19 protein-coding genes are annotated in these 22,757 nt (G+C 69.9%); 13 read left to right on the top strand and 6 right to left on the bottom strand.

The window, feature by feature from the left end; translation table 11 throughout:
• Positions 1 to 35 precede the first annotated feature (35 nt).
• Both ACFV8T_RS40170 and eccE read right to left on the bottom strand, forming a co-directional pair.
• Complete coding sequence (locus tag ACFV8T_RS40170; protein WP_385337387.1) at positions 36 to 758, bottom strand: hypothetical protein; 723 nt, start codon at positions 756 to 758, stop codon at positions 36 to 38.
• Complete coding sequence (gene eccE / locus ACFV8T_RS40165) at positions 758 to 2,092, bottom strand: type VII secretion protein EccE (protein ID WP_385337384.1); 1,335 nt, start codon at positions 2,090 to 2,092, stop codon at positions 758 to 760. Before eccE ends, ACFV8T_RS40170 begins: the two co-directional genes overlap by 1 nt.
• Before the next feature lie 226 nt (positions 2,093 to 2,318).
• On the opposite strand from eccE, the gene eccB reads away from it, so the two are divergent.
• The 4 genes from eccB to ACFV8T_RS40145 all read left to right on the top strand — a co-directional run bounded on the left by eccB (position 2,319) and on the right by ACFV8T_RS40145 (position 6,110).
• On the top strand, positions 2,319 to 3,872 hold the full coding sequence (gene eccB, locus ACFV8T_RS40160) for a type VII secretion protein EccB (RefSeq protein ID WP_385337381.1): 1,554 nt from the start codon (positions 2,319 to 2,321) through the stop codon (positions 3,870 to 3,872).
• 47 nt (positions 3,873 to 3,919) lie between these two features.
• On the top strand, positions 3,920 to 5,143 hold the full coding sequence (gene mycP, locus ACFV8T_RS40155) for a type VII secretion-associated serine protease mycosin (protein WP_385337378.1): 1,224 nt from the start codon (positions 3,920 to 3,922) through the stop codon (positions 5,141 to 5,143).
• A gap of 259 nt (positions 5,144 to 5,402) precedes the next feature.
• A complete protein-coding gene (locus tag ACFV8T_RS40150) occupies positions 5,403 to 5,753 on the top strand; it encodes a hypothetical protein (RefSeq protein WP_385337375.1) in 351 nt (116 codons plus the stop codon).
• A 51-nt stretch (positions 5,754 to 5,804) separates the two neighbouring features.
• The gene (locus tag ACFV8T_RS40145) at positions 5,805 to 6,110 is read left to right on the top strand and encodes a WXG100 family type VII secretion target (protein WP_385337372.1); all 306 of its coding nucleotides are present in this window, start codon (positions 5,805 to 5,807) and stop codon (positions 6,108 to 6,110) included.
• A gap of 65 nt (positions 6,111 to 6,175) precedes the next feature.
• Here ACFV8T_RS40145 and ACFV8T_RS40140 read toward each other — a convergent pair whose 3' ends face one another.
• Both ACFV8T_RS40140 and eccCa read right to left on the bottom strand, forming a co-directional pair.
• A complete protein-coding gene (locus ACFV8T_RS40140; protein ID WP_385337370.1) occupies positions 6,176 to 6,409 on the bottom strand; it encodes a DUF397 domain-containing protein in 234 nt (77 codons plus the stop codon).
• A 108-nt stretch (positions 6,410 to 6,517) separates the two neighbouring features.
• On the bottom strand, positions 6,518 to 10,477 hold the full coding sequence (gene eccCa, locus ACFV8T_RS40135; RefSeq protein ID WP_385337367.1) for a type VII secretion protein EccCa: 3,960 nt from the start codon (positions 10,475 to 10,477) through the stop codon (positions 6,518 to 6,520).
• 186 nt (positions 10,478 to 10,663) lie between these two features.
• On the opposite strand from eccCa, the gene eccD reads away from it, so the two are divergent.
• The 6 genes from eccD to ACFV8T_RS40105 all read left to right on the top strand — a co-directional run bounded on the left by eccD (position 10,664) and on the right by ACFV8T_RS40105 (position 17,763).
• Positions 10,664 to 12,145, top strand: a complete 1,482-nt coding sequence (eccD, locus tag ACFV8T_RS40130) for a type VII secretion integral membrane protein EccD (RefSeq protein ID WP_385337365.1) — start codon at positions 10,664 to 10,666, stop codon at positions 12,143 to 12,145.
• A gap of 161 nt (positions 12,146 to 12,306) precedes the next feature.
• A complete protein-coding gene (gene rpsO, locus ACFV8T_RS40125; RefSeq protein WP_003965855.1) occupies positions 12,307 to 12,597 on the top strand; it encodes a 30S ribosomal protein S15 in 291 nt (96 codons plus the stop codon).
• A gap of 327 nt (positions 12,598 to 12,924) precedes the next feature.
• Positions 12,925 to 15,138, top strand: coding sequence for a polyribonucleotide nucleotidyltransferase (locus tag ACFV8T_RS40120; protein WP_266427514.1), 2,214 nt, complete (start codon positions 12,925 to 12,927; stop codon positions 15,136 to 15,138).
• A complete protein-coding gene (locus ACFV8T_RS40115; RefSeq protein ID WP_266427517.1) occupies positions 15,135 to 16,514 on the top strand; it encodes a pitrilysin family protein in 1,380 nt (459 codons plus the stop codon). The genes ACFV8T_RS40120 and ACFV8T_RS40115 overlap by 4 nt, the downstream gene beginning before the upstream one ends.
• Before the next feature lie 24 nt (positions 16,515 to 16,538).
• Positions 16,539 to 17,291 carry a 4-hydroxy-tetrahydrodipicolinate reductase gene (dapB, locus tag ACFV8T_RS40110; RefSeq protein WP_385337361.1) on the top strand — a complete coding sequence of 251 codons (753 nt, stop codon included), beginning with the start codon at positions 16,539 to 16,541 and terminating at the stop codon, positions 17,289 to 17,291.
• Between the two features lie 13 nt (positions 17,292 to 17,304).
• Positions 17,305 to 17,763 (top strand): tetratricopeptide repeat protein, encoded by a 459-nt coding sequence (locus ACFV8T_RS40105; protein WP_266427523.1) that lies wholly within the window; start codon positions 17,305 to 17,307, stop codon positions 17,761 to 17,763.
• 40 nt (positions 17,764 to 17,803) lie between these two features.
• Here the strand turns inward: ACFV8T_RS40105 and ACFV8T_RS40100 are convergent, their stop codons facing one another.
• Together ACFV8T_RS40100 and ACFV8T_RS40095 are read right to left on the bottom strand one after the other, a co-directional pair.
• Positions 17,804 to 18,355: a hypothetical protein gene (locus tag ACFV8T_RS40100; RefSeq protein WP_385337358.1), complete on the bottom strand. Its 552-nt coding sequence runs from the start codon at positions 18,353 to 18,355 to the stop codon at positions 17,804 to 17,806.
• Between the two features lie 94 nt (positions 18,356 to 18,449).
• Positions 18,450 to 18,689, bottom strand: coding sequence for a hypothetical protein (locus tag ACFV8T_RS40095; protein WP_385337355.1), 240 nt, complete (start codon positions 18,687 to 18,689; stop codon positions 18,450 to 18,452).
• Between the two features lie 186 nt (positions 18,690 to 18,875).
• Here ACFV8T_RS40095 and thyX point away from each other — a divergent pair, with 186 nt between their 5' ends.
• The 3 genes from thyX (at position 18,876) to ACFV8T_RS40080 (ending at position 22,478) form a co-directional block, all read left to right on the top strand.
• Entirely contained in the window at positions 18,876 to 19,613 is a 738-nt protein-coding gene (thyX, locus tag ACFV8T_RS40090; RefSeq protein ID WP_266427529.1) for an FAD-dependent thymidylate synthase, read from the top strand.
• Positions 19,614 to 19,765: 152 nt separating this feature from the next.
• Entirely contained in the window at positions 19,766 to 20,665 is a 900-nt protein-coding gene (dapA, locus tag ACFV8T_RS40085) for a 4-hydroxy-tetrahydrodipicolinate synthase (protein ID WP_385337352.1), read from the top strand.
• A gap of 127 nt (positions 20,666 to 20,792) precedes the next feature.
• Entirely contained in the window at positions 20,793 to 22,478 is a 1,686-nt protein-coding gene (locus ACFV8T_RS40080) for a ribonuclease J (protein ID WP_385337350.1), read from the top strand.
• Positions 22,479 to 22,757: the final 279 nt, after the last annotated feature.

Below are 22,757 nucleotides of genomic sequence, written 5' to 3'. Positions count from 1 at the left end.
GTTCCGTGCGGGCAGCTGCGAGCGAACCGCGCCGGTCAGTCCATCCTGCGCGCGCCGCCCAGCAGTCCGGTCTCGGCATCGGTCGCCTGGGTCATCACGAACTGCCGGTCGCGCCCCGCGCACCAGAGTGTGACCCCGTCCGCCAGCGTGGACAACGCCTGCGTCTCGGCGGCCGGAAGGTGCAGTGTGCGACCGATCTGTGCCGCTTCGTCAGGGGATACCCGCTGAATGCCGACCAGCGCCGACTTCTCGATCAGCCTCGGTGCCACCGGGCTGAGATACGGCAGCAGTGTCAGCACCGACTGCCACGGCCCGGACACCACCCGCCCGCGCGGTGGCCGCATGCCGCAGTCCCGCACCACGACCACCGGCGAACCGGCCGACGGCCCCTGCGGCGGCACCCGTCCGACATCGTGCAGCGTGACGCACGGCTGACCGCCGCCCGCCGCGTGCGCGAGCCCCGTCCACGTCTGGGCCCGCCCGGTCTCCACGACGATCCGCGCACCGGTGGCGGCCGCCCGCAGCGCGAGCACCTGTGCCGTCCACACCCCGCCGATCAGCGTGACGTCGTACGGAGTCGGCCGGTTGATCCCCAGCACGGCGGGGCGGCCATGGGCGTCCACGCCGATCACCACACCGTCGTCGCCGACCGGCAGGGCCAGCGACGCCAACTGGTCGAGCGAGACCGACTGCCGTGCGCGCCGCGGACCGATCAGCCCGAAGCCGAGCCGGGACCTGGCGCTCGTGGGTGCGGACATCAGCGGGTACCCCCGAGCGGCAGTGTGGCGAGCACGCCGGGCAGCTGCTCGCGGTCGAGCCGTACCAGCGAGGTCCTGACTCCGCGGGCGGTGCGCTCCAACTCGTGGCGCGCGCCCAGCAGTTCCTCGTCGCTGCGGCCGGTGATCCGGATGTGTCCGGTGATCGAGACGCCCTGTCGCTCGCCGTGCCCCAGCGTCAGGCTGAAGGTCGTGGCGAGCGCCGGGATCGAGGTGAGCAGGGCCACGAGCTGCGGCATCGCCGCGCCGCCGGTGCCGCCGAACTGCGGCCAGCGGGCCACCCAGTAGGTGGTGTGCCACCGGTCGTCGCAGCGCCAGGTCCGCGCGGTCTCCTCGGTGCGGCGTACCGGCGTCCCGATCAGACCGGCCTGCGTCATGGCCGACGCACTGGCACAGACCGAGGTCGCGATCGCGGACGTCAACTCCTGCTCGGTCAGCACCGTCGCGCGGAAACCGGCCCCGGTCAGCCGGCTGGACAACTGGTCGGCCGCGCGTACCACGCACTTCTGCGCCCCCGTGATGCCACCGCCGCGCGCCTGCACGGCCTCCGGGCACAGCTCCGGGTCCAGCTTGAGCGCGATCCAGGTGATCCGGACGGCGGGCGAACCCGTCTGGGCCTGCAGCGGCGCGTAGTTGCGTGCGGCGACGGACTGCTGAGGCAGATGCGGGGCGGGCGCGGGCTGGGTGTGCTGCACGATCTGCGCCGACTCCAGCCGGATGCCGTCGACTTCGAGCACATCCCGTACGAGCGCCAGGGGCAGCGGCTGGGCGGTCCGGTCCGGCCTGAGCGCCGAGACGTCCGACTCCACCTGGAGGACGGCCGTGACGAACGTACCGTCACCGATCATGCCGACCGGCCGCCGGTCACGGTCGCTGAAGGAGTACGTGCGCAGCGCCGGATCGCACTCGACGACGGGCGCGATCCCCGGCTCCGTACCCGCGGGCAGCTCCAGCGCAGCGGCCCTGCGGGAACGCGCGCGCAACGAGAGGACGGTGCCCAGCAACTCGGGCAGCGAACGGCGGTGTCGGCGCACGACGGCCAGCAGCACCAGCAGCCCGGCGATCACCACGGCCGGGGCCAGCAGCAGGGGATCGACCACCCAGGCCGCGAGCAGCAGCGCCGCCGCGGTTTCCAGCAGCACGAGTTGTTGCAATCGGAACGAACCGAGCTTCCCGACCCGTCCGTCGGCCCGGCCGGAGGCAGGTCCGCGGGAACGCTGTGCGGGGCCGTGCGGAGCAGGTGGACCACCGGCCCCGGGAGCCGCGGGGCCCGTCGCGTTCCCGGCCGGACGTGCCCGTGTCGCGGAAGCCGTCATTCCGGCGTCCCCCCGTTCGTCGGTCCCCAACTCCACCCGTAATCCGCCTGTCCCGCTCGGGGCCTTGGCGGCCGGATCACCCTACCCGGCCCACCACCGCCCGCGGTCAGCAGGCATAGTAGGGGGCCGGTCCGGCACCGAGGTCCGGCATCGCGACCCGGCCCGGCGGCCGGCGACGCGACCGCTTCCGGTGCCGCGCGGGGAGACACGGGAGACGAAGCGACTCATGGCATCACGGCGGGATGAGCTCAACGCATACACCTTCGCGAAGAAACGCACGGTGGCGGCATTCCTCCAACCCTCGTCCAACGGCACAGAGGAGGGCGCTCCGCGTCCGCTGCGCGCGGTCCTGCCGAGCGTGATCGTCGGGGCCCTGATCCTCGCGGGCTTCGGTGCCGTCGGCATGTTCAAGCCCACCGCGCCCAAGGGCTGGGACAAGCCCGCCACCAAGGTGATCGTCGGCAAGAAGTCCACCACCCGCTACGTCGTGCTCACCACGGGCAAGGGCAAGAAGAAAAAGACCCTGCTGCACCCCGTGCTCAACCTGGCCTCGGCCCGGTTGCTGCTCAACCCGGCGGACTACGACGTCATCCAGGTCGCGGACGACGTCCTGGACGCGGGCAAGCCCCCGCGCGGACCGATCCTCGGCATCCCGTACGCCCCCGACCGGCTGCCCGAGGCCAAGGACGCCGGGACGGCGAAGCGGTGGGCCGTCTGCGTACAGCCCGGCGGCAAGGGCAACACCGTGCAGAAGGCCGCCTTCGTCTTCGGCGCACGTGACAACAGGCTGACCGAGGGCAGGCAGAGGCTCGATGGCGGCCAGGTGCTCTACGTCCAGGGCCAGGACCGGGCCCGCTACCTCGTCGACGCGAAGGGCACCAAGTACCGCATCGACGAGACCGCCGCCGACAGCGGCCATCTGACCAACGCCCTGGTCGGGAGCAGGCAGCCGCAGTCCGTCACCGACGACTGGCTCGCCACCCTGCACGACGGCAGCCCGGTCGTCTTCCCGCGGATCCCCGGCAACGTCGGCGCCCCGGCCCACGTCGCGGGGCAGCTCTCCGGCGAGGAGAACAAGGTCGGCACGGTCCTGCGGACCAGGACCGGCGAGGGCACCAGTTACTACGTGGTGCTCGAAGGAAAGGTCCAGCGTGTCTCCGAGTTCACCGCCTGGCTGCTGATCAGTTCACCGCAGACGGCCGAGCTGAACCTGGAGGGCGAGGCCCGCGCCGTCGGCCTCCAGGACTTCGTGCCCGACACCGCGGGCTTCGCCGGCCAGGCCGCACTCTGGCCGGCCCACAGGACCGACCCCCCGGTGAACTCCGCCGGGGGCGGCAGCGCCGGCCGCGACACCATCTGCAGCGTGCTGCGCAAGGTCGACGGCTCGGGCCGGACCACCCTGAGCACCTGGGCGGGCACCGCGTATCCCGCCTCCATCGCCGCCGGTGGCACCAGCACCTATGTCACCCCCGGCAGCGGCCTGCTCTACACCCAGGTCCGGGGCCGGCAGACCAGGCCCGACGGATCACTCTTCCTGGTGACCGACACCGGACTGCGCTACGCGGTCCAGGCGAACGGCGACAGCGACGCCAGGCGCTCCGTCATCGGCACCGGCGACCAGCAGAAGCAGTCGGACGGCCGCCCCGAGCCCAGCCAGGCGCAGAGCAGGCTCGGATACGAGAAGGTGATGCCCGCCCTCGTACCGATCGAATGGTCGGACTTCCTGTCCAAGGGGCCCAGGCTGGACACCAACAGCGCACGTCAGCCCCAGGGTTCATGACATTGCGGAACGCGGCGGGCAGCGTGCGGCATGGGGGAGAGATACGGATGGGGTACCGGAAGACGGCCCGCGCGGTGGCGATCACCGCCGCGCTGGCCGCACTGGCGGGGCCGGGGGCCGCGTACGCTGCCGAGGACGCCCGGGGGCCCGGCGACGTGGGCATAGACGGCGGCGGCGAGTGCACCTTCCCGATGAAGCGGCAGTACGAGGGCCGCCCCTGGCCGCTGCAGCGCGTCCTGCTGGACGAACTCTGGCAGGACACCAAGGGCAAGGGTGTACGCGTCGCGGTCATCGACACCGGCGTGGACAACGTCAACCCGCAGCTCAGGACGGCCGTCGACGCATCGGCGGGCGCCGACTACCTCAAGGGTGGCAAGAGCGACGGCACGGTCGACGAGGTCGGCCACGGCACCAAGGTCGCCGGCATCATCGCCGCCCGCCCCCGCAAGGGCACCGGGTTCGTCGGACTGGCCCCCGAGGCCACGATCATCCCGATCCGCCAGAACGACGAGAAGAACAGCGGCAAGGACACCACGATGGCCACCGCGATCGGCCACGCGATCGACAAGGGGGCCCAGGTCATCAACATCTCCCAGGACACGACCAAAGCCCTGGACGAGACGTCCACGCTGGGCCGGGCGGTGGCCAAGGCGCTCGCCAAGAACATCGTCGTGGTCGCCTCCGCGGGCAACGACGGCATGGACGGCGGACTGAAGCGCACCTACCCCGCCGCCTTCGACGGAGTCCTCGCCGTCGCCTCGTCCGACCGCAACAACGAGCGCGCCCCGTTCTCCCAGGCCGGCGATTTCGTCGGGGTCGCCGCCCCGGGCGTCGACATCGTCTCCACCGTCCCCGGCTACGGCCAGTGCACCGACAACGGCACCAGCTTCTCCGCCCCCTACGTCGCCGGGGTCGCCGCCCTGATGCGTGCCAAGTACCCGAAGTGGTCGGCGGCCCAGATCGTCGCCCGGATCGAGCAGACCGCCGAACGCTCCGTCACCGGCCACGACGACTACGTCGGCTGGGGCGTCGTCGACCCGGTCCGCGCCCTGTCCGGGGACGACACCCCGCAGAATGCGCCGCATCCGGACCCGGCACCGCCGAAGGCACCGGCCCCCGAGCCCGCTCACCTCTCCCTGTCGGAGACGCCGCAGGAGCGCAGCGAGCGGTACGCCACCTACGCGCTGGCCGCGGCAGCCGTCCTGGTCGGCGTGATCGCCGGGGCCGCGACGGTGGTCCGGGACGCCCGCCGGAGGCGCGTCGCGCGATGACACGAACGTCCGGCGATGTGACCGGCCCTGGGCGAAGAACAGTTGGGGAGAGACCGCGAAGTGGCTAGGGTGGTAACAGACTTCACGTGTGTGACGGGGGAACGAGAAGTGGCCGACGCCGAATTCGGGGCACGGGAATGCCGAGACGGCGCTTCCCCGGCCCGGACCTTCCCCATTCCTTTGCCGGAGCACATGGGAACGGAAGGATCCTGACCGTGACAGACGGACAGGCCAGGGAACCGAGAGATAGGACTTCCGGATGACCAGCCCCTCAGGCGGTTTCGGACTTGCCGACGATCCGATCGTCCAGGCGAAGAACAAGATCATCGAGACGGGTCGCGCGGTGTCCCGTCAGTCCAGGGAACTGGCCGACATCCTGGAGACGGTCGGTGCCGGATGGACGGGTGTCGGTGCCTCGGGGTTCAAGTCCGCGCAGGTGATGATCAACGAGGACCACGACCAGATCCGTCGGCTCCTCGACGTCCTGCTCAACGCGGTGGAAGGCACCAAGAACCTCAGCAACGCCAACGACGAGGAGGTCCGCGCGGCCTTCAGTCCGGTCAAGGAGCAGGTGCTGCCCGCCAACACCTCCGGGCTGAACAACGTCTGAGCGGCGCCGTACGACCCCTTCCGCACACGCCGAGCACCGAGGAGAAGACACATGGGGCACGACCCGAACACCAAGGTCAAGTACGAGACCGTCCAGGAGATGGCCAACCGCATCCGCACGGTGTCGAAGAACATCATCAAGGACCTCGAAGAGATGGACGCCGCGCTCAAGGTCGTCACCGACACCTGGGACGGTGTGGCCCACGGTGAGTACGTGACCCTGCAGGGCAAGTACAAGGGCCGGGCGGAAAACATGAAGGACCGCCTGGAGCACGTCGCGAGGATCGTCGAGAACGGCAAGGACAGCTACCGCGCCACGGACCACAGGGCCTCGCGCGCCTTCACCGAGGCGTTCTGACCGCAGACATACGGAAGGAGGGGCACGCTCCGACGAGCGTGCCCCTCCTTCCGCATGTCGGCCGACTACTTCAGGTCGAACTCGCCGTCCCGCGCCCCCAGGACGAAGGCGTGCCACTCGGCCTCGGTGTACCGCAGCACCGTCCCGGGATCCAGCGAGGACCGCATCGCCACCGCACCGCCCGGCAGATGAGCGATCTCGACACGCTCCTCGGCCTCTTCGGTACCGGGCGCGCTCAGCCACTCCACCCCCGAGATGTCGAGTGCGTACAGCTCGTCCTTCTCCTGCTGAGTACCCATCGGGCGCCTTCCCTCTCCTGCGGCGGAACGCTTTTCGGATCCTCCGGCAGACTATCCCCGCTTCCCGCCCCGGTGTACGGGGAGCCGATCATGTGCTACGGCACCGGATCAGTGCTGCTCCGGCAGCCGCCCGATCTGCACCAGCGGGTTCCCCCGGCGCCGCGAGGCGAAGTACCCGCGCCCCGGCGGCATCGCGTGCCCGCGCACCGTACCGATCAGATCGCCCTCGCCCGGGTCACCGGAAAGGACGACGCCCTGCGCCCCCAGCTCCTTGATGCGCTGCATGAACCCCTCGTACATCGACCGTGAGGCCCCGGCGGCGTTGCGCGCGATGACGAAACGGACCCCGGTGTCCCGGGCGAACGGCAGGTACTCCGCCAGCGGGGCCAGCGGATTGCCCGCGTTCGTCGCCACCAGGTCGTAGTCGTCGACGATGATGAAGATCTGCGGCCCGGTCCACCAACTGCGGTCGCGCAGCTGCTGCGGTGTGACATCGGTCGGCGGCTGCCGGCGCGCGAAGACGCCCGCAAGCGCCTCCATGTGCATCTGCATCGAGCTCGCCATCGGCGCGTACTCCAGCAGATGGCCCTCGGGCAGCGCACCCAGCAGCCCCCGCCGGTAGTCACCGACGACGAGCTTCGCCTCGTCGGGGGAGTAGCGCTCCGAGATCTGCTTCGCGATCAGCCGCAGCAGATTGGTCTTGCCCGATTCGCTCTCCCCGAAGACCAGGAAGAACGGATCGGTCTCGAAGTCGACGAACACCGGCTCCAGATCGGTCTCGTCGATACCGATCGCGATGCCCCGCTGCGGGAACTCGAAGCCCTTCGGCAGCTGATCGGCCGGCAGCTTGCGCGGCAGCAGCCGCACGGGCGGCGCGGCGGGACCGGCCCAGTTCGCCTTCACCGAACCGACGAACGCGGCCGTGCCGTCGGAGAGATCCGCGGCGCTGCTGGAACCGTCCACACGCGGCAGCGCGCCCATGAAGTGCAGCTTCTGCGCCACCTGCCCCCGCCCCGGGACACCGGCCGGCACATTGGCCGCGACCTTCCGGTCGAACTCGGAGTCCATGACGTCGCCGAGCCGCAGTTCGAGCCGGCCGAGGATCTGGTCCTTCAGCGCGGCCCGCACCTCCATGTACCGCGCGGCCGTGATCACGACATGGATGCCGTAACCGAGCCCGCGCGCGGCGATGTCGGTGACGACCTGCTCCAGCATCTCGTACTCGGAACGGAAGCCGCCCCAGCCGTCCACCACCAGGAAGACATCGCCCCAGGGCTCGCCGGGCAGTTCACCCAGGGCGCGCCTGCGCCGGTAGGTGGCGATGGAGTCGATGGAGTGGGCGCGGAAGAACTCCTCGCGCCGGTTCAGCACGCCCGCGACCTCGGCGACCGTACGCCGCACCCGCTCCGGGTCCAGCCGCGAGGCCATGCCGCCGACATGCGGCAGATCCGCCAGCGAGACCAGACCGCCACCACCGAAGTCCAGCCCGTAGAACTGCACTTCGTACGGGGTGTGGGTGAGGGCGAACGACGAGATGAGCGTGCGCACCAGCGTCGACTTCCCGGACTGCGGACCGCCGACGACCATCATGTGACCCGACGCGCCCGAGAAGTCCCGGTACAGCACCTCGCGCCGCTGCTCGAAGGGCTTGTCGATCAGCCCGAGCGGCACGGTCAGCCCGCCCGGACGGGTGTACTCCGTCGCCGTGAACCCGCGCTCGGCGGTCGGCGCGAGCCCCGGCAGCAGCTGGTCCAGCGTCGGCGCCCGGTCCAGCGGCGGCAGCCACACCTGATGGGCGGGCACCCCCTGCCCCTCCAGGCGGCGCACGATCACATCGAGCACCGTGTCGGCGAGCGCGTCGTCGTCCGCGCCCGCCCGCGCGGCCACCAGATGCGCCGGATCGGGCGCCGCGTACACCACCGGCACCTCAAGGGCGCTGAACAGCGCGGGCCGCCGCTCGATCGGCAGCGCCCCCACCGACAGATCGGGGCCGCCCGTGCGGTACGTCCCCGACACGTAGGCCGCCTTGAACCGGGTCATCTCGTCCGTACCGAACTTCAGATAGCCGGAACCGGGCACCGACGGCAGGTGGTACGCGTCCGGCACACCGAGCGCCGTACGCGACTCGGCGGCGGAGAAGGTCCGCAGCCCGATCCGGTACGAGAGATAGGTGTCGAGACCGCGCAGCTTGCCCTCCTCCAGACGCTGCGAGGCCAGCAGCAGATGCACACCCAGCGAACGCCCGATCCGGCCGATCTGGATGAACATGTCGATGAAGTCGGGCTTGGCGGTGAGGAGTTCGGAGAACTCGTCGATGACCAGGACCAGCGAGGCCAGCGGCTCAAGCGCCGCACCCGCAGCCCGTGCCTTCTCGTAGTCGTGGATGTTGGCGTAGTTGCCGGCCGACCGCAGCAGCTCCTGCCGGCGCTGCAGCTCGCCGCGGATCGCGTCCCCCATGCGGTCGACCAGCGTCAGATCGTCCGCGAGGTTGGTGATCACGGCCGCCACATGCGGCATCTGCGACATCCCGGCGAACGTCGCGCCGCCCTTGAAGTCCGCGAGCACGAAGTTCAGCGTCTCCGAGGAATGCGTGACCGCGAGCCCCAGCACCAGCGTCCGCAACAGCTCGGACTTGCCGGAACCCGTCGCACCGACACACAGCCCGTGCGGACCCATGCCGTCCTGCGCGGCCTCCTTCAGGTCCAGCATCACCGGCTGGCCGTCCTCGCCGATGCCGATCGGCACCCGCAGCCGCTCGGAGACCGACCGCGGCCGCCAGGTCCGCGCCACATCGACCGAAGCCGCGTCGCCCAGATTCAGCAGATCCGTGAAGTCCAGGTTTGCCAGCAGCGGCTCGTCGTCGTCGCCCCCGCCCATCCTGAGCGGCGCCAGCTGTCGGGCCAGCGCCTCGGCCGCGGGCAGCGACATCCCGTCCGGCACACCCTCGTACGCCATCCCCGCCCCCGACTCCAGCCGCAGCAGCCCCGGCCGCACCACCACCGACAGACCGCCGCGCGGCTCGTCGAGCTCGCCCGGCACCACCTCGACGATCGTCACGCCCTGGATGCCCTCGGCCGCCGCGAACAGCGAGTCGGGCGGCACCATCCCACCGTCCAGCACCACCACGATGTGCGGCTGGTCCAGCAACGGCTGACTCTCCCGGCCGAACCGCGGCCGCCCCTCCAGCCGGCCCGCCAGCAACTGCTCCAGCTCACCCAGGTCGTCCCCGAACAGCCGCCTCGTACCGGCCCCGTCGACCTGCCCCGGCAGCTGCAGATGCGGCAGCCACTTCGTCCAGTCCCAGCGCTCCACCGCACCCCGCGCCGCCACCACGGCGACCAGCAGATCCTCGGGGGAGTGCAGCGTCACCAACTGGGCGACCAGCGCCCGCGCGGCCGACTGCGCCGCCTCCGGCCGGCCGGAGACCGTCACGTGGTAGAACGCCCGCATCGACACGGCCATCGGCAGCCCGTCCAACGACCCGTGCACGGCGAGGAACCGCTGCATCGCACCCGCGCACATCGGCTCCAGCTCGTCCACCGGGGCGGTGTCGGGAGCGATCAGCGGGGTGGCCAGCTGCTGCGCCCCGAGCCCCATCCGGACCTGCCCGAAGTCCTTGTCGCCGACCCGCCGTTCCCACACCCGGCCGCCCTCGGCGACCACCGACCACAACTGGTCCGGAGCGGGCTGCAGATACAGCTGCGCGTCCCGCTGGGTGCGCGCCGTCCGGCGCACCGTACGGCGGGTCTGCGCCAGGTACTTGAGGTAGTCGCGCCGGACATCGGCCATTTGCCCCTGCGTACCGCGGCGATAGCGCACCAGCTGGGCGACCACCATCCCGACGGTCGAGACCAGCATCAGAACACCCATGATCCGCATGAACGGAGGTGCCTGCGGCGAGAAGAAGAAGACCACCGACGACCCCATGCCGAGCACCGGCAGGATCTGCATCAGCATGCCCTCCTGCTGCCCGCGGGGCAGTTCGGGAGGGGACTCCAACGTCAACTCGTCCATGGGGACTTCCGGCGGCAGGGCCCGCGGAGGTCGTTTCACGACGATCTGGCTCACCGAAACATCAGTCCCTCGGTACGGACGGGCACAAGACCGGCCGAACGTGCACCGAAGCCCCCGTGGCTGCCTTTGCTTGCGGACGTCCCTCCGCGCGACGGCGATCCTACTTGCAGATGACCAGCCCTCCTCCCGGTAGGGTGGCGCGCGCACCGTGCGCAACCGCGAATCAGGGGGACCAGACACGTGAGTTCGACTGCAGCGACGGGCTTCTGCCGGGTGACCGTCGTGGCGCCCGACAGCCGGATCGATGTGGCCCTGCCGGAGGACATCGCCGTCGCGGACGTCTACCCGGAGATCCTCCGTCTCACCGGCCAGACCCAGGCAGCCGGAATCCCCACCGGATACCACCTGGTGCGCCGCGACGGCACGGTCCTCGACGGGGCGCGCACCCTCGCCGCCCAGCAGGTCCTCGACGGCGAACTCCTCAGCCTTCGCCCCTTCGCCCAGTCCCTGCCGCCCGCCGTCTTCGACGACGTCTCGGACGCCGTCGCCTCGGCCGTCACCCGCGACCGCCATCTGTGGAGCGACGAACTGCTGCGCGGCGCGGGCCTGGTCGGCGGGGTGCTGCTGCTCGTACTGATGGGCTTCGTGCTCTGGTTCGCCGACCCGGTCAGGCACGACATGCACAGCCTGCCCGGCATTATCGCGGGCTCCGCCGGACTGCTGCTGACCGCGTTCGCGGGAGTACGCGCCCGGGTCTACACCGACCGTTCCACCGCCGTGGCCCTCGGCCTCGGCGCGCTGCCCCTCGTACTCATCGCGGGCTCCGGCATCATCGGCCCGGACGCCGGCCAGGGTCCCGGCCGGCTCCAGTTCCTGCTCGGCTGCGTCGCCGTCCTGATCGCCTCGGTCGCGCTGGTCGCCCTCACCCCGAGCGGCGACGCCCCGTTCGTCGCGGCCACCTTCCTCGCCACCGTCGGCACCCTGGCGACCTTCGTCGCGATCCTCACCGAGGCGTCCGCCACGCAGACGGCCGCCGTCTGCGCCCCGGTCACCCTCGGCCTGGTCGCCTTCCTGCCCGGCCTCTCCGCCCGGTTCGCCCGGCTGCCCATCGGCTACGCGTCGCCGCGCACCGCCCCCGGCGGCTACGACGACACCCTCGCCGACCCGTACGCCGAGCCCGCGGCGCAGGGCGCCCCCGTCGACGCCGAACGCATCGCGGCCCAGGCCCGCCGGGGCCACGAGATGCTGCTCGGCCTGGTCGGGGGCTGCGCGGCGGTCGTCGTCGGATGCGGGGCCGTGCTCGGCTTCTCGGACAACGTCTGGGGCCAGTTCCTGGCGCTGGCCGCCGGACTCGCGATGCTGCTGCGCGCCCGGCTGTTCCGCTACACCTCCCAGGTCGCCTGCGTACTGGTGGCGGGCCTCGGCACGGTCGCCCTGCTGGTCCTCGGCCTCTCCCTGAACCCGCCGACCGACCTGCTCTTCGACCTGGTCCGGTACGGGGACCGCAGCTCCCTGGACATCCGTACGATCTGGCTCTCCGCGGCCGTCGCCGCCGGGGCCGCCCTGCTCACCGCGATCGGCCTGATCATTCCGCGCAAGGGCCTCTCCCCGTTCTGGGGCCGCCTGCTCGACCTGGCCGAGAGCGCCGTCCTGCTCTCGCTGGTCCCGCTCTGCCTGGCAGTACTGGACGTCTTCAGCAGGGCGAGGGCCCTGACGAGCTGATCCGTGGGGGCTGGTACGCTGTGTGACGGCCGTTTGTGTACGCCCTTCCGGATCATGCTGGGAGCTGCGCTCATCGGACCTTCGCCTCCGAGTCACGGAAGCTCCCCTGCGATCAAGACCAGGGGCACTCGTGGGCGCATCGAACATCAAGAGGAGTACGCGTGCCGCTCGACGCCGCTACGAAGAAGCAGATCATGTCCGAGTTCGCCCAGAAGGAGGGTGACACCGGATCCCCCGAGGTCCAGGTCGCGATGCTCTCCCGCCGGATCTCGGACCTGACGGAGCACCTCAAGACGCACAAGCACGACCACCACTCCCGTCGTGGTCTGCTGATCCTGGTCGGCCAGCGTCGCCGCCTCCTTCAGTACCTCGCCAAGAAGGACATCCAGCGCTTCCGTGCGCTGGTCGACCGCCTCGGCATCCGCCGCGGTGCGGCCGGCGGCGCCAAGTAGTTCGCCGTGAAGGGAGCGGTTCCCACCACTGAGGGGGCCGCTCCCTTTGTTGTACGTACCGTACGTACGCATGTCCGGGAAGTGACGGGCCCGCCCGCCCCACCGGAATGCCAAGCTGAGCCGAATCTCAGTAACCTGGTCGGAGAACGACCAACAGACGAGCGAGAAGCAGACCTCCCCGCCGCCGGTCCTCGGTAGTGGCCCCCGGACTCTTCGACCCGGGTGCTTCGATCGAAGACCGGCCCGCCGATGGAGGGCTTCTCCGCTACCGTCCCCCGCCACACGGGCGTGGGGGCGAGAAGACGATATGTATCGGAGAAAACGCTAGTGGAGAACGAGACCCACTACGCCGAGGCCGTTATCGACAACGGAACCTTCGGCACCCGCACCATCCGCTTCGAGACGGGCCGCCTGGCCAAGCAGGCCGCCGGCTCCGCCGTCGCGTACCTGGACGACGACACCATGGTGCTGTCGGCCACCACCGCTTCGAAGAAGCCCAAGGACCAGCTCGACTTCTTCCCCCTCACGGTGGACGTCGAGGAGCGGCAGTACGCCGCCGGCAAGATCCCCGGCTCCTTCTTCCGTCGTGAGGGCCGGCCCTCCGAGGACGCGATCCTCACCTGCCGCCTGATCGACCGCCCGCTGCGCCCCTCCTTCAAGAAGGGCCTGCGCAACGAGATCCAGATCGTCGAGACGATCATGGCGCTCAACCCCGACCACCTGTACGACGTGGTCGCGATCAACGCCGCCTCCTGCTCCACGCAGCTGGCCGGCCTGCCCTTCTCCGGCCCGGTCGGCGGCACCCGTGTCGCGCTGATCAAGGGCCAGTGGGTCGCCTTCCCGACGCACACCGAGCTCGAGGACGCCGTCTTCGACATGGTCGTCGCCGGTCGCGTCCTGGAGGACGGCGACGTCGCGATCATGATGGTCGAGGCCGAGGCCACCGAGAAGACCATCCAGCTCGTCAAGGACGGCGCCGAGGCCCCGACCGAAGAGGTCGTCGCCGCCGGTCTGGAAGCCGCGAAGCCCTTCATCAAGGCGCTCTGCAAGGCCCAGTCCGACCTGGCCGCCAAGGCCGCCAAGCCGGTCGGCGAGTTCCCGGTCTTCCTGGACTACCAGGACGACGTCTTCGAGGCGCTCGCCGCCGCCGTGACGTCCGAGCTGGCCCAGGCGCTCACCATCGCCGGCAAGCAGGACCGCGAGGCCGAGCTGGACCGCGTCAAGGAGATCGCCGCCGAGAAGCTCCTCCCGGCCTTCGAGGGCCGCGAGAAGGAGATCTCCGCCGCGTACCGCGCGCTGACCAAGAAGCTGGTCCGCGAGCGCGTCATCAAGGACAAGGTCCGCATCGACGGCCGTGGCGTCACGGACATCCGTACGCTCGCCGCCGAGGTCGAGGCCATCCCGCGGGTGCACGGCTCGGCGCTGTTCGAGCGTGGCGAGACCCAGATCCTGGGCGTCACCACCCTCAACATGCTCCGCATGGAGCAGCAGCTGGACACCCTCTCCCCGGTGACCCGCAAGCGCTACATGCACAACTACAACTTCCCGCCGTACTCCGTCGGTGAGACCGGCCGCGTGGGCTCGCCCAAGCGCCGCGAGATCGGCCACGGCGCGCTCGCCGAGCGCGCCATCGTGCCGGTGCTGCCGACGCGCGAGGAGTTCCCCTACGCGATCCGCCAGGTCTCCGAGGCGCTGGGCTCCAACGGCTCGACGTCCATGGGCTCGGTCTGCGCCTCCACCATGTCGCTGCTGAACGCCGGTGTGCCGCTCAAGGCCGCCGTCGCCGGTATCGCCATGGGCCTGATCTCCCAGGAGATCGACGGCAAGACCCACTACGTCGCCCTCACCGACATCCTCGGTGCGGAGGACGCCTTCGGCGACATGGACTTCAAGGTCGCCGGTACGAAGCAGTTCGTCACCGCGCTCCAGCTCGACACCAAGCTCGACGGCATCCCCGCCTCGGTCCTGGCCGCCGCGCTGAAGCAGGCCCGCGACGCCCGCCTCCACATCCTCGATGTGATGAACGAGGCCATCGACGTCCCGGACGAGATGTCCCCGAACGCCCCGCGGATCATCACCGTCAAGATCCCGGTGGACAAGATCGGTGAGGTCATCGGCCCCAAGGGCAAGATGATCAACCAGATCCAGGAGGACACCGGCGCCGACATCACGATCGAGGACGACGGCACCATCTACATCGGTGCCGCCGACGGACCGGCCGCCGAGGCCGCCCGCGCCACGATCAACTCGATCGCCAACCCGACCATGCCGGAGGTCGGCGAGCGCTACCTGGGTACGGTCGTCAAGACCACCACCTTCGGTGCCTTCGTCTCCCTCATGCCCGGCAAGGACGGCCTGCTGCACATCTCGCAGATCCGCAAGCTCGCCGGTGGCAAGCGCGTGGAGAACGTCGAGGACGTGCTCGGCGTCGGCGCCAAGGTCCAGGTCGAGATCGCGGAGATCGACTCCCGCGGCAAGCTCTCCCTGATCCCGGTCGTCGAGGGTGAAGAGGACGAGAAGAAGGACGACGCCGCCAAGTGACGTCCCGTAGTTCCGTGACGACGGCCCGCGCCTCCTCCGAGGCGCGGGCCGTCGCCCGTACCCAAACGCTTCTCAAGGGCACCAACGGCATCGGTACGGTCCGCCGCACCGTCCTGCCCGGCGGTCTCCGGGTCGTCACCGAGACCCTGCCCTCCGTACGCTCCGCCACCTTCGGCATCTGGGCCAACGTCGGATCACGCGACGAGACCCCCACGCTGAACGGCGCGACGCACTACCTCGAACACCTCCTCTTCAAGGGCACCGCCAAGCGCAGCGCCCTCGACATCTCCGCCGCGATCGACGCGGTCGGCGGCGAGATGAACGCCTTCACGGCGAAGGAGTACACCTGCTACTACGCGCGGGTCCTCGACACAGACCTGCCGCTGGCCATCGATGTCGTCTGCGACATGCTGACCGGCTCGCTGATCACCGCCGAGGACGTCGACGCCGAGCGCGGCGTCATCCTCGAAGAGATCGCGATGACCGAGGACGACCCGGGCGACTGCGTGCACGACCTGTTCGCGCACACCATGCTCGGCGACACCCCCCTCGGCCGGCCGGTGCTCGGCACCGTCGACACCATCAACGCGCTCGACCGCAGCCGGATCGCCCGCTTCTACAAGAAGCACTACGACCCCACGCACCTGGTCGTCGCCGCCGCCGGCAACATCGACCACGCCACGGTCGTACGCCAGGTCCGCAAGGCCTTCGAGCGGGCGGGCGCCCTGTCCCGCACCGACGCCGTCCCGGTCGCCCCGCGCGAGGGCTCCCGCACCCTGCGCACCGCGGGCCGGGTGGAGCTCCTGAACCGCAGGACCGAACAGGCCCACGTCGTCCTCGGCGTACCCGGCCTGGCCCGCACCGACGAGCGCCGCTGGGCGCTGGGCGTCCTCAACACCGCCCTCGGCGGCGGCATGAGCTCACGCCTCTTCCAGGAGGTACGGGAGAAGCGCGGCCTCGCCTACAGCGTGTACTCGTACACCTCGGGCTTCGCCGACTGCGGACTCTTCGGGGTGTACGCGGGCTGCCGGCCCAGCCAGGTCCACGACGTCCTCAAGATCTGCCGGGACGAACTCGACCGGGTGGCGTCCGAAGGACTGAGCGACGAGGAGATCGGCCGCGCCATCGGGCAGCTCTCCGGCTCCACGGTCCTCGGCCTGGAGGACACCGGCGCGCTGATGAACCGCATCGGCAAGAGCGAACTGTGCTGGGGCGACCAGATGTCGGTCGACGACATGCTGGCCCGGATGGCGCAGGTCACCCCCGACGACGTCCGCGCGGTCGCGGGCGAGGTCCTCGGACACCGCCCCTCCCTCTCCGTCATCGGTCCGCTCAAGGACAAGCAGGCCGACCGCCTCGAAGAAGCGGTCTCCTAACCCCACCCGTAAGGAAGCAGAGCAATGAGCAAGCTGCGCGTGGCCGTTCTCGGCGCCAAGGGCCGCATCGGATCCGAGGCGGTCCGAGCCGTCGAGGCCGCCGACGACATGGAGCTGGTGGCCGCGCTGGGCCGCGGCGACGAGCTGGAGACCCTCACGGAATCCGGCGCCCAGGTCGTCGTCGAGCTCACCACCCCCGCCTCCGTGATGGGCAACCTCGACTTCTGCGTCCGGCACGGCATCCACGCCGTCGTCGGTACGACGGGCTGGTCCGACGAACGGCTCGCGCAGCTGAACACCTGGCTCTCCGGCTCCCCGGAGACCGGTGTGCTCATCGCGCCGAACTTCTCCATCGGCGCCGTCCTCACGATGAAGTTCGCGGAGCAGGCCGCCCGCTACTTCGAGTCCGTCGAGGTCATCGAACTCCACCACCCCAACAAGGCCGACGCCCCTTCGGGCACCGCCACCCGCACCGCCCAGCTGATCGCCGAGGCCCGCAGGAAGGCCGGCTGCGCCCCGCAGCCGGACGCCACCACCACGGCCCTGGACGGGGCCCGGGGAGCGGACGTCGACGGGGTCCCGGTCCACGCGGTCCGGCTCCGCGGCCTCCTCGCCCACCAGGAAGTGCTGCTCGGCGGCGAGGGCGAGACCCTCACCATCCGCCACGACTCCCTGCACCACAGCAGCTTCATGCCGGGCATCCTGCTCGGCGCACGCCGCGTGGTGACCACTCCCGGCCTCACGTTCGGCCTGGAACACTTCCTCGACCTGAACTGACTGAGCCCCCGCCATGCGCGCAAAGATCACTTACTTCGTCACCGCTGCCGTCCTGGTCTTCTACTTCGTCCTGGTCGGCAGCCGTGGCGTCCTGCTCATCGAGCACGGCACCCTGCTGACGGTCACCTTCGGGGTCGCGGTGCTGATCCTGCCGGTGATCGGCATCTGGTTCCTCTGGAAGAACACCCAGTTCGTGTCGCGGGCGAACGCGCTGGCCGCGGAACTCGACGCGGAGGGCGGCCTGCCGGTCGACGAACTGGTCCGCACCCCGTCCGGCCGCATCGACCGCGACTCGGCCGACGCGGTGTTCGCCCGCCGCCGCGAGGAGACCGAGGACTCCCCGGACGACTGGCGCTGCTGGTTCCGCCTCGCCGTCGCCTACCAGGACGCCAGGGACACTCCGCGGGCCCGGAAGGCCATGCAGCGAGCCATCGCCCTGCACATGAAGACCGCCCGGCCCAGCACGTCCTGAACGGGCGTGCCGGGCCGGGCGGCCCGTTCGTCCGGGGGCCTCAGGCCCGCCGGTACTCGTCCCCCCACGCCTCGACCGTGTCGGCCGCACGGTCGAACGCCTCGCCGCGCGTCAGGAAGTCGGCGTTGTTGTCGGTGAGCAGCGGCGCCATCGCCTCGCCCCCCTGGCGTACGACGATCAGGGCCTGCCCCTGGACCGTGCGCGGGAACCCGAGCCACTTCACCGGCTGCTGCACGGTACGGATGGCGGTGACCCGGTTCCACGGCACGGTCGCCGTCGTGAAGAAGCTCACCCGGCGCACGCCGTGCCGGCTGACCCAGGCACCGACCCGCAGCAGCCGCAGCGCGCAGAGGATGACCCCGAGGGCCAGTACCAGGCACACGGCCGTGCCCGGCAGCGCCCCGGCGAACGCGATGATCATTCCCGCGAGCAGCACGAAGGACGCGAGCAGCAGCAGGAAGGCCGCAGCCGCGACGCGCCAGGGGCCGGGGCGGTACGGACGTCGCCAGCTGTCGTGGTCGTCGAACGGCAGCGCGATGTCCTCGGCGCTCGCGTCAAACGCGCGGTCGGCCGTCAGAAAGGGCAGGGGCACGACAGATCCTCACTCACAAACACGCTCGATTGCTGTGCCCGGTGAGGCTACCGAGGAGGTCACCGACCCGACCACCCCAGGGGGCCCGTACGAGTCAATGCCCGTGGGCGGCCTCGGTCTGCTCGGCGTGCGAAGGACTCTGGGTGGGGCTGAGCGCGGGCAGGCCGAGGATCAGCGACCCGACCAGGCCGGCGACCACCGTCAGCCCGACGAGGGAACGGGCGGCCAGCTGGGAGACGCTGGCGCGCTCCCGCGGGGGCGGAGTGACATTGCTGCGGAATCGGTCGCTCTCGGCCACGAACGAGAACGGGACGGCTTCACGCCGGCGGAACATGAGGAAGGTCTCCTTGAACTCTGTTACGGATGCTGCTATTGAGTCAGACGCACGGCGGGCCCGATCGGTGCCCCGAATCGCCGAATTCGTCGAAGAAATCCCTGGACGGCCCTTCCCGACCTGGTTGTCAGTGGTGGCCCGTAGAGTGGACGCCGCCCGAGCGACGCAACTGGAAGGACCCCGCCGGTGACCGAGACCCCCGAGCCCGCAAAGCCCAGCTTCCGCAGCGATGTCACCGTTGAGCTGGTGAAACACGCCGCGGGCGACTCCGACGTCCTGTTCGCGGCCCGTGTCTCCACGGCCGGCGAGCAGTCCCTGGAGGAGGTCACCAAGGACCCCGAGCGCTCCAAGGGCCTCATCAACTACCTGATGCGCGACCGCCACGGCAGCCCGTTCGAGCACAACTCGATGACCTTCTTCATCAGTGCCCCGATCTTCGTGTTCCGCGAGTTCATGCGGCACCGCGTCGGCTGGTCGTACAACGAGGAATCGGGCCGTTACAGGGAGCTGGAGCCGGTCTTCTACGTCCCGGACGCGTCCCGCAAGCTCGTCCAGCAGGGCCGCCCCGGCAAGTACGAGTTCGTCGAGGGCACCCGGGCCCAGCAGGAGCTCACCGGCCGCGTCATGGAGGACTCCTACCGCCAGGCGTACGAGGCGTACCAGGAGATGCTCGCCGCAGGAGTGGCCCGCGAGGTCGCCCGCGCCGTGCTCCCCGTCGGCCTCTTCTCCTCGATGTACGCCACGTGCAACGCCCGCTCGCTGATGCACTTCCTCGGCCTGCGCACCCAGCACGAGCTGGCGAAGGTGCCGTCCTTCCCGCAGCGCGAGATCGAGATGGTCGGACAGCAGATGGAGGAGCACTGGGCCCGGCTCATGCCGCTCACCCATGCAGCCTTCAACAAGAACGGACGAGTAGCCCCGTAAGCGGTGTCCGTATTGCGGCGTTTCGTGAAGTTCATCTAGGCTGATCAAACGGACCCGGCACTGCCTGAACCCCCGAGCAGGCAGTGCCGGGCTCCTACAGCTTGTCCCCCCGAGGGGACATTGGGCGCTGAGCAGCGAGTAGCGTGTTACCCATGGCTCCGATCTCCACTCCGCAGACCCCCTTCGGGCGGGTCCTCACCGCTATGGTCACGCCCTTCACGGCGGACGGCGCACTCGACCTCGACGGCGCCCAGCGGCTCGCCGCCCACCTGGTGGACGCAGGCAATGACGGCCTGGTCGTCAACGGCACCACCGGCGAGTCCCCGACCACCAGCGACGCGGAGAAAGACCAGCTCGTAAGGGCGGTCCTGGAAGCCGTGGGGGACAGGGCCCACATCGTCGCCGGCATCGGCACCAACGACACCCGGCACAGCATCGAGCTCGCCCGTACGGCCGAACGCTCCGGCGCCCACGGACTCCTCGCGGTGACGCCGTACTACAACAAGCCGCCGCAGGAAGGCCTCTTCCGCCACTTCACGGCCATCGCCGACGCCACCGGCCTGCCGGTGATGCTCTACGACATTCCCGGTCGCAGTGGTGTGCCGATCGACACGGAGACGCTGGTACGGCTCGCCGAGCACCCGCGTATCGTCGCCAACAAGGACGCCAAGGGCGACCTCGGCCGCGCCAGCTGGGCCATCGCACGCTCCGGCCTCGCCTGGTACTCCGGCGACGACATGCTGAACCTGCCGCTGCTCTCGGTCGGCGCCATCGGATTCGTCTCCGTCGTCGGCCATGTCGTCACCCCCGACCTGCGCGCCCTCATCGAGGCGTATGCCGGCGGCGACGTCCAGAAGGCCACGGAGATCCACCAGAAGCTCCTGCCGGTCTTCACCGGCATGTTCCGCACCCAGGGTGTGATCACCACCAAGGCCGCACTGGCCCTCCAGGGCCTCCCGGCGGGCCCGCTGCGTCTCCCCCTGGTGGAACTCACCGCACAGGAAACGGCGCAGCTCAAGATCGATCTCGCGGCCGGTGGGGTAGAGCTGTAACCACAGACTTCACAACTGAATAAGCGAAGAACACTCGCAAGAGCGATCACAGACAACAGCAAGTGCACGAATGACATGCGCGCCACGTGCCCAAGCGGTACGTGGCGTGCGTGGTAAGGAGAGTCTTTTGAGTCATCCGCATCCCGAACTCGGCACCCCGCCGAAGCTCCCGAAGGGCGGCCTCCGGGTCACCCCGCTCGGCGGCCTCGGCGAAATCGGCCGCAATATGACGGTCTTCGAGTACGGCGGCCGCCTGCTCATCGTCGACTGTGGAGTTCTCTTCCCCGAGGAGGAGCAGCCCGGAATCGACCTGATCCTGCCGGACTTCACCACGATCCGGGACCGTCTCGACGACATCGAGGGCATCGTCCTCACGCACGGCCACGAGGACCACATCGGTGGTGTCCCGTATCTGCTGCGCCTGAAGCCGGACATCCCGCTCATCGGCTCCAAGCTGACCCTCGCGCTGATCGAGGCGAAGCTCCAGGAGCACCGCATCCGTCCGTACACCCTCGAAGTGGCGGAGGGCCAGCGCGAGCGCATCGGCGTGTTCGACTGCGAGTTCATCGCGGTCAACCACTCCATCCCGGACGCCCTCGCGGTCGCCATCCGCACACCCGCGGGGCTGGCCGTAGCGACCGGCGACTTCAAGATGGACCAGCTCCCGCTGGACGGCCGCCTCACCGACCTGCACGCCTTCGCCCGGCTGAGCGAGGAAGGCATCGACCTCCTTCTCTCCGACTCGACGAACGCCGAGGTCCCCGGCTTCGTACCGCCCGAGCGGGACATCTCCAACGTCCTGCGCACGGTCTTCGCCAACGCCCAGAAGCGCATCATCGTGGCGAGCTTCGCCAGCCACGTGCACCGCATCCAGCAGATCCTCGACGCGGCACACGAGTACGGCCGCAGGGTCGCCTTCGTCGGCCGCTCGATGGTCCGCAACATGGGCATCGCCCGTGATCTCGGTTATCTGAAGGTTCCCGCGGGCCTGGTCGTCGACGTCAAGACCCTCGACGACCTGCCGGACGACGAGGTCGTGCTGGTCTGCACGGGATCCCAGGGCGAGCCGATGGCCGCACTGTCCCGGATGGCCAACCGCGACCACCAGATCCGGATCGTCCAGGGCGACACGGTGATCCTCGCGTCGTCCCTGATCCCGGGCAACGAGAACGCGGTCTACCGCGTGATCAACGGCCTGACCCGCTGGGGCGCCAACGTCGTCCACAAGGGCAATGCCAAGGTCCACGTCTCGGGCCACGCCTCGGCCGGCGAGCTGCTGTACTTCTACAACATCTGCAAGCCGAAGAACCTGATGCCGGTCCACGGCGAATGGCGCCACCTGAGGGCCAACGCCGAACTGGGCGCGCTCACCGGCGTACCCAAGGACCACATCGTCATCGCCGAGGACGGCGTCGTCGTCGACCTCGTCGACGGCAAGGCCAAGATCGTCGGCAAGGTCCAGGCGGGATATGTGTACGTCGACGGCCTCTCGGTCGGCGATGTCACCGAGACCTCGCTCAAGGACCGCCGCATCCTCGGTGACGAGGGCATCATCTCGGTCTTCATCGTGGTCGACAGCTCCTCCGGCAAGATCACGGGCGGGCCGGACATCCACGCCCGTGGCTCCGGCATCGACGACTCGGCGTTCAGCGCCGTGGTGCCGAAGATCGAGGAAGCGATCAACAAGTCCGCCCAGGACGGCGTGATGGAGCCGCACCAGCTCCAGCAGCTCGTCCGTCGCACGGTGGGCAAGTGGGTTTCCGACACCTACCGCCGGCGCCCGATGATCCTTCCCGTCGTCGTCGAGGTCTGACGCCGACAGCAACGAACTCCGGAGCGGGGCCCCCGATTTGCATCGGGGCGCCCCGCTCCAGTACGTTTACGGCTCCGCCTGACCGGGAAGCACCGCGCACACTCGTGTGCAGTGAGCGTTCCGGACGGGGCGGGAATTCCGACTCAGAACTTCTGATAAAGTCGGATCCGCCGAAAGGCAAAGACCACTCCAAAGGTCACCGGAATTCAAATTCGGACCGGAAACGGAACGAAAAAGAGTCTGGTAAGGTTGGAACCGCCGGAAAGGGAAGCGCGAAAG

The sequence above is a fragment of the Streptomyces sp. NPDC059832 genome (assembly GCF_042731715.1).
Lineage (GTDB): Bacteria > Actinomycetota > Actinomycetes > Streptomycetales > Streptomycetaceae > Streptomyces.
This window is presented reverse-complemented; position numbering and strand designations above follow the sequence as displayed.

Bases quoted from the DNA above. Each gene is read 5' to 3' on its own strand.
- ACFV8T_RS40170 (WP_385337387.1), bottom strand. From the start codon at position 758: ATGTCCGCACCCACGAGCGCCAGGTCCCGGCTCGGCTTCGGGCTGATC.
- eccE (WP_385337384.1), bottom strand. From the start codon at position 2,092: ATGACGGCTTCCGCGACACGGGCACGTCCGGCCGGGAACGCGACGGGC.
- eccB (WP_385337381.1), top strand. From the start codon at position 2,319: ATGGCATCACGGCGGGATGAGCTCAACGCATACACCTTCGCGAAGAAA.
- mycP (WP_385337378.1), top strand. From the start codon at position 3,920: ATGGGGTACCGGAAGACGGCCCGCGCGGTGGCGATCACCGCCGCGCTG.
- ACFV8T_RS40150 (WP_385337375.1), top strand. From the start codon at position 5,403: ATGACCAGCCCCTCAGGCGGTTTCGGACTTGCCGACGATCCGATCGTC.
- ACFV8T_RS40145 (WP_385337372.1), top strand. From the start codon at position 5,805: ATGGGGCACGACCCGAACACCAAGGTCAAGTACGAGACCGTCCAGGAG.
- ACFV8T_RS40140 (WP_385337370.1), bottom strand. From the start codon at position 6,409: ATGGGTACTCAGCAGGAGAAGGACGAGCTGTACGCACTCGACATCTCG.
- dapB (WP_385337361.1), top strand. From the start codon at position 16,539: ATGAGCAAGCTGCGCGTGGCCGTTCTCGGCGCCAAGGGCCGCATCGGA.
- ACFV8T_RS40105 (WP_266427523.1), top strand. From the start codon at position 17,305: ATGCGCGCAAAGATCACTTACTTCGTCACCGCTGCCGTCCTGGTCTTC.
- ACFV8T_RS40095 (WP_385337355.1), bottom strand. From the start codon at position 18,689: ATGTTCCGCCGGCGTGAAGCCGTCCCGTTCTCGTTCGTGGCCGAGAGC.
- dapA (WP_385337352.1), top strand. From the start codon at position 19,766: ATGGCTCCGATCTCCACTCCGCAGACCCCCTTCGGGCGGGTCCTCACC.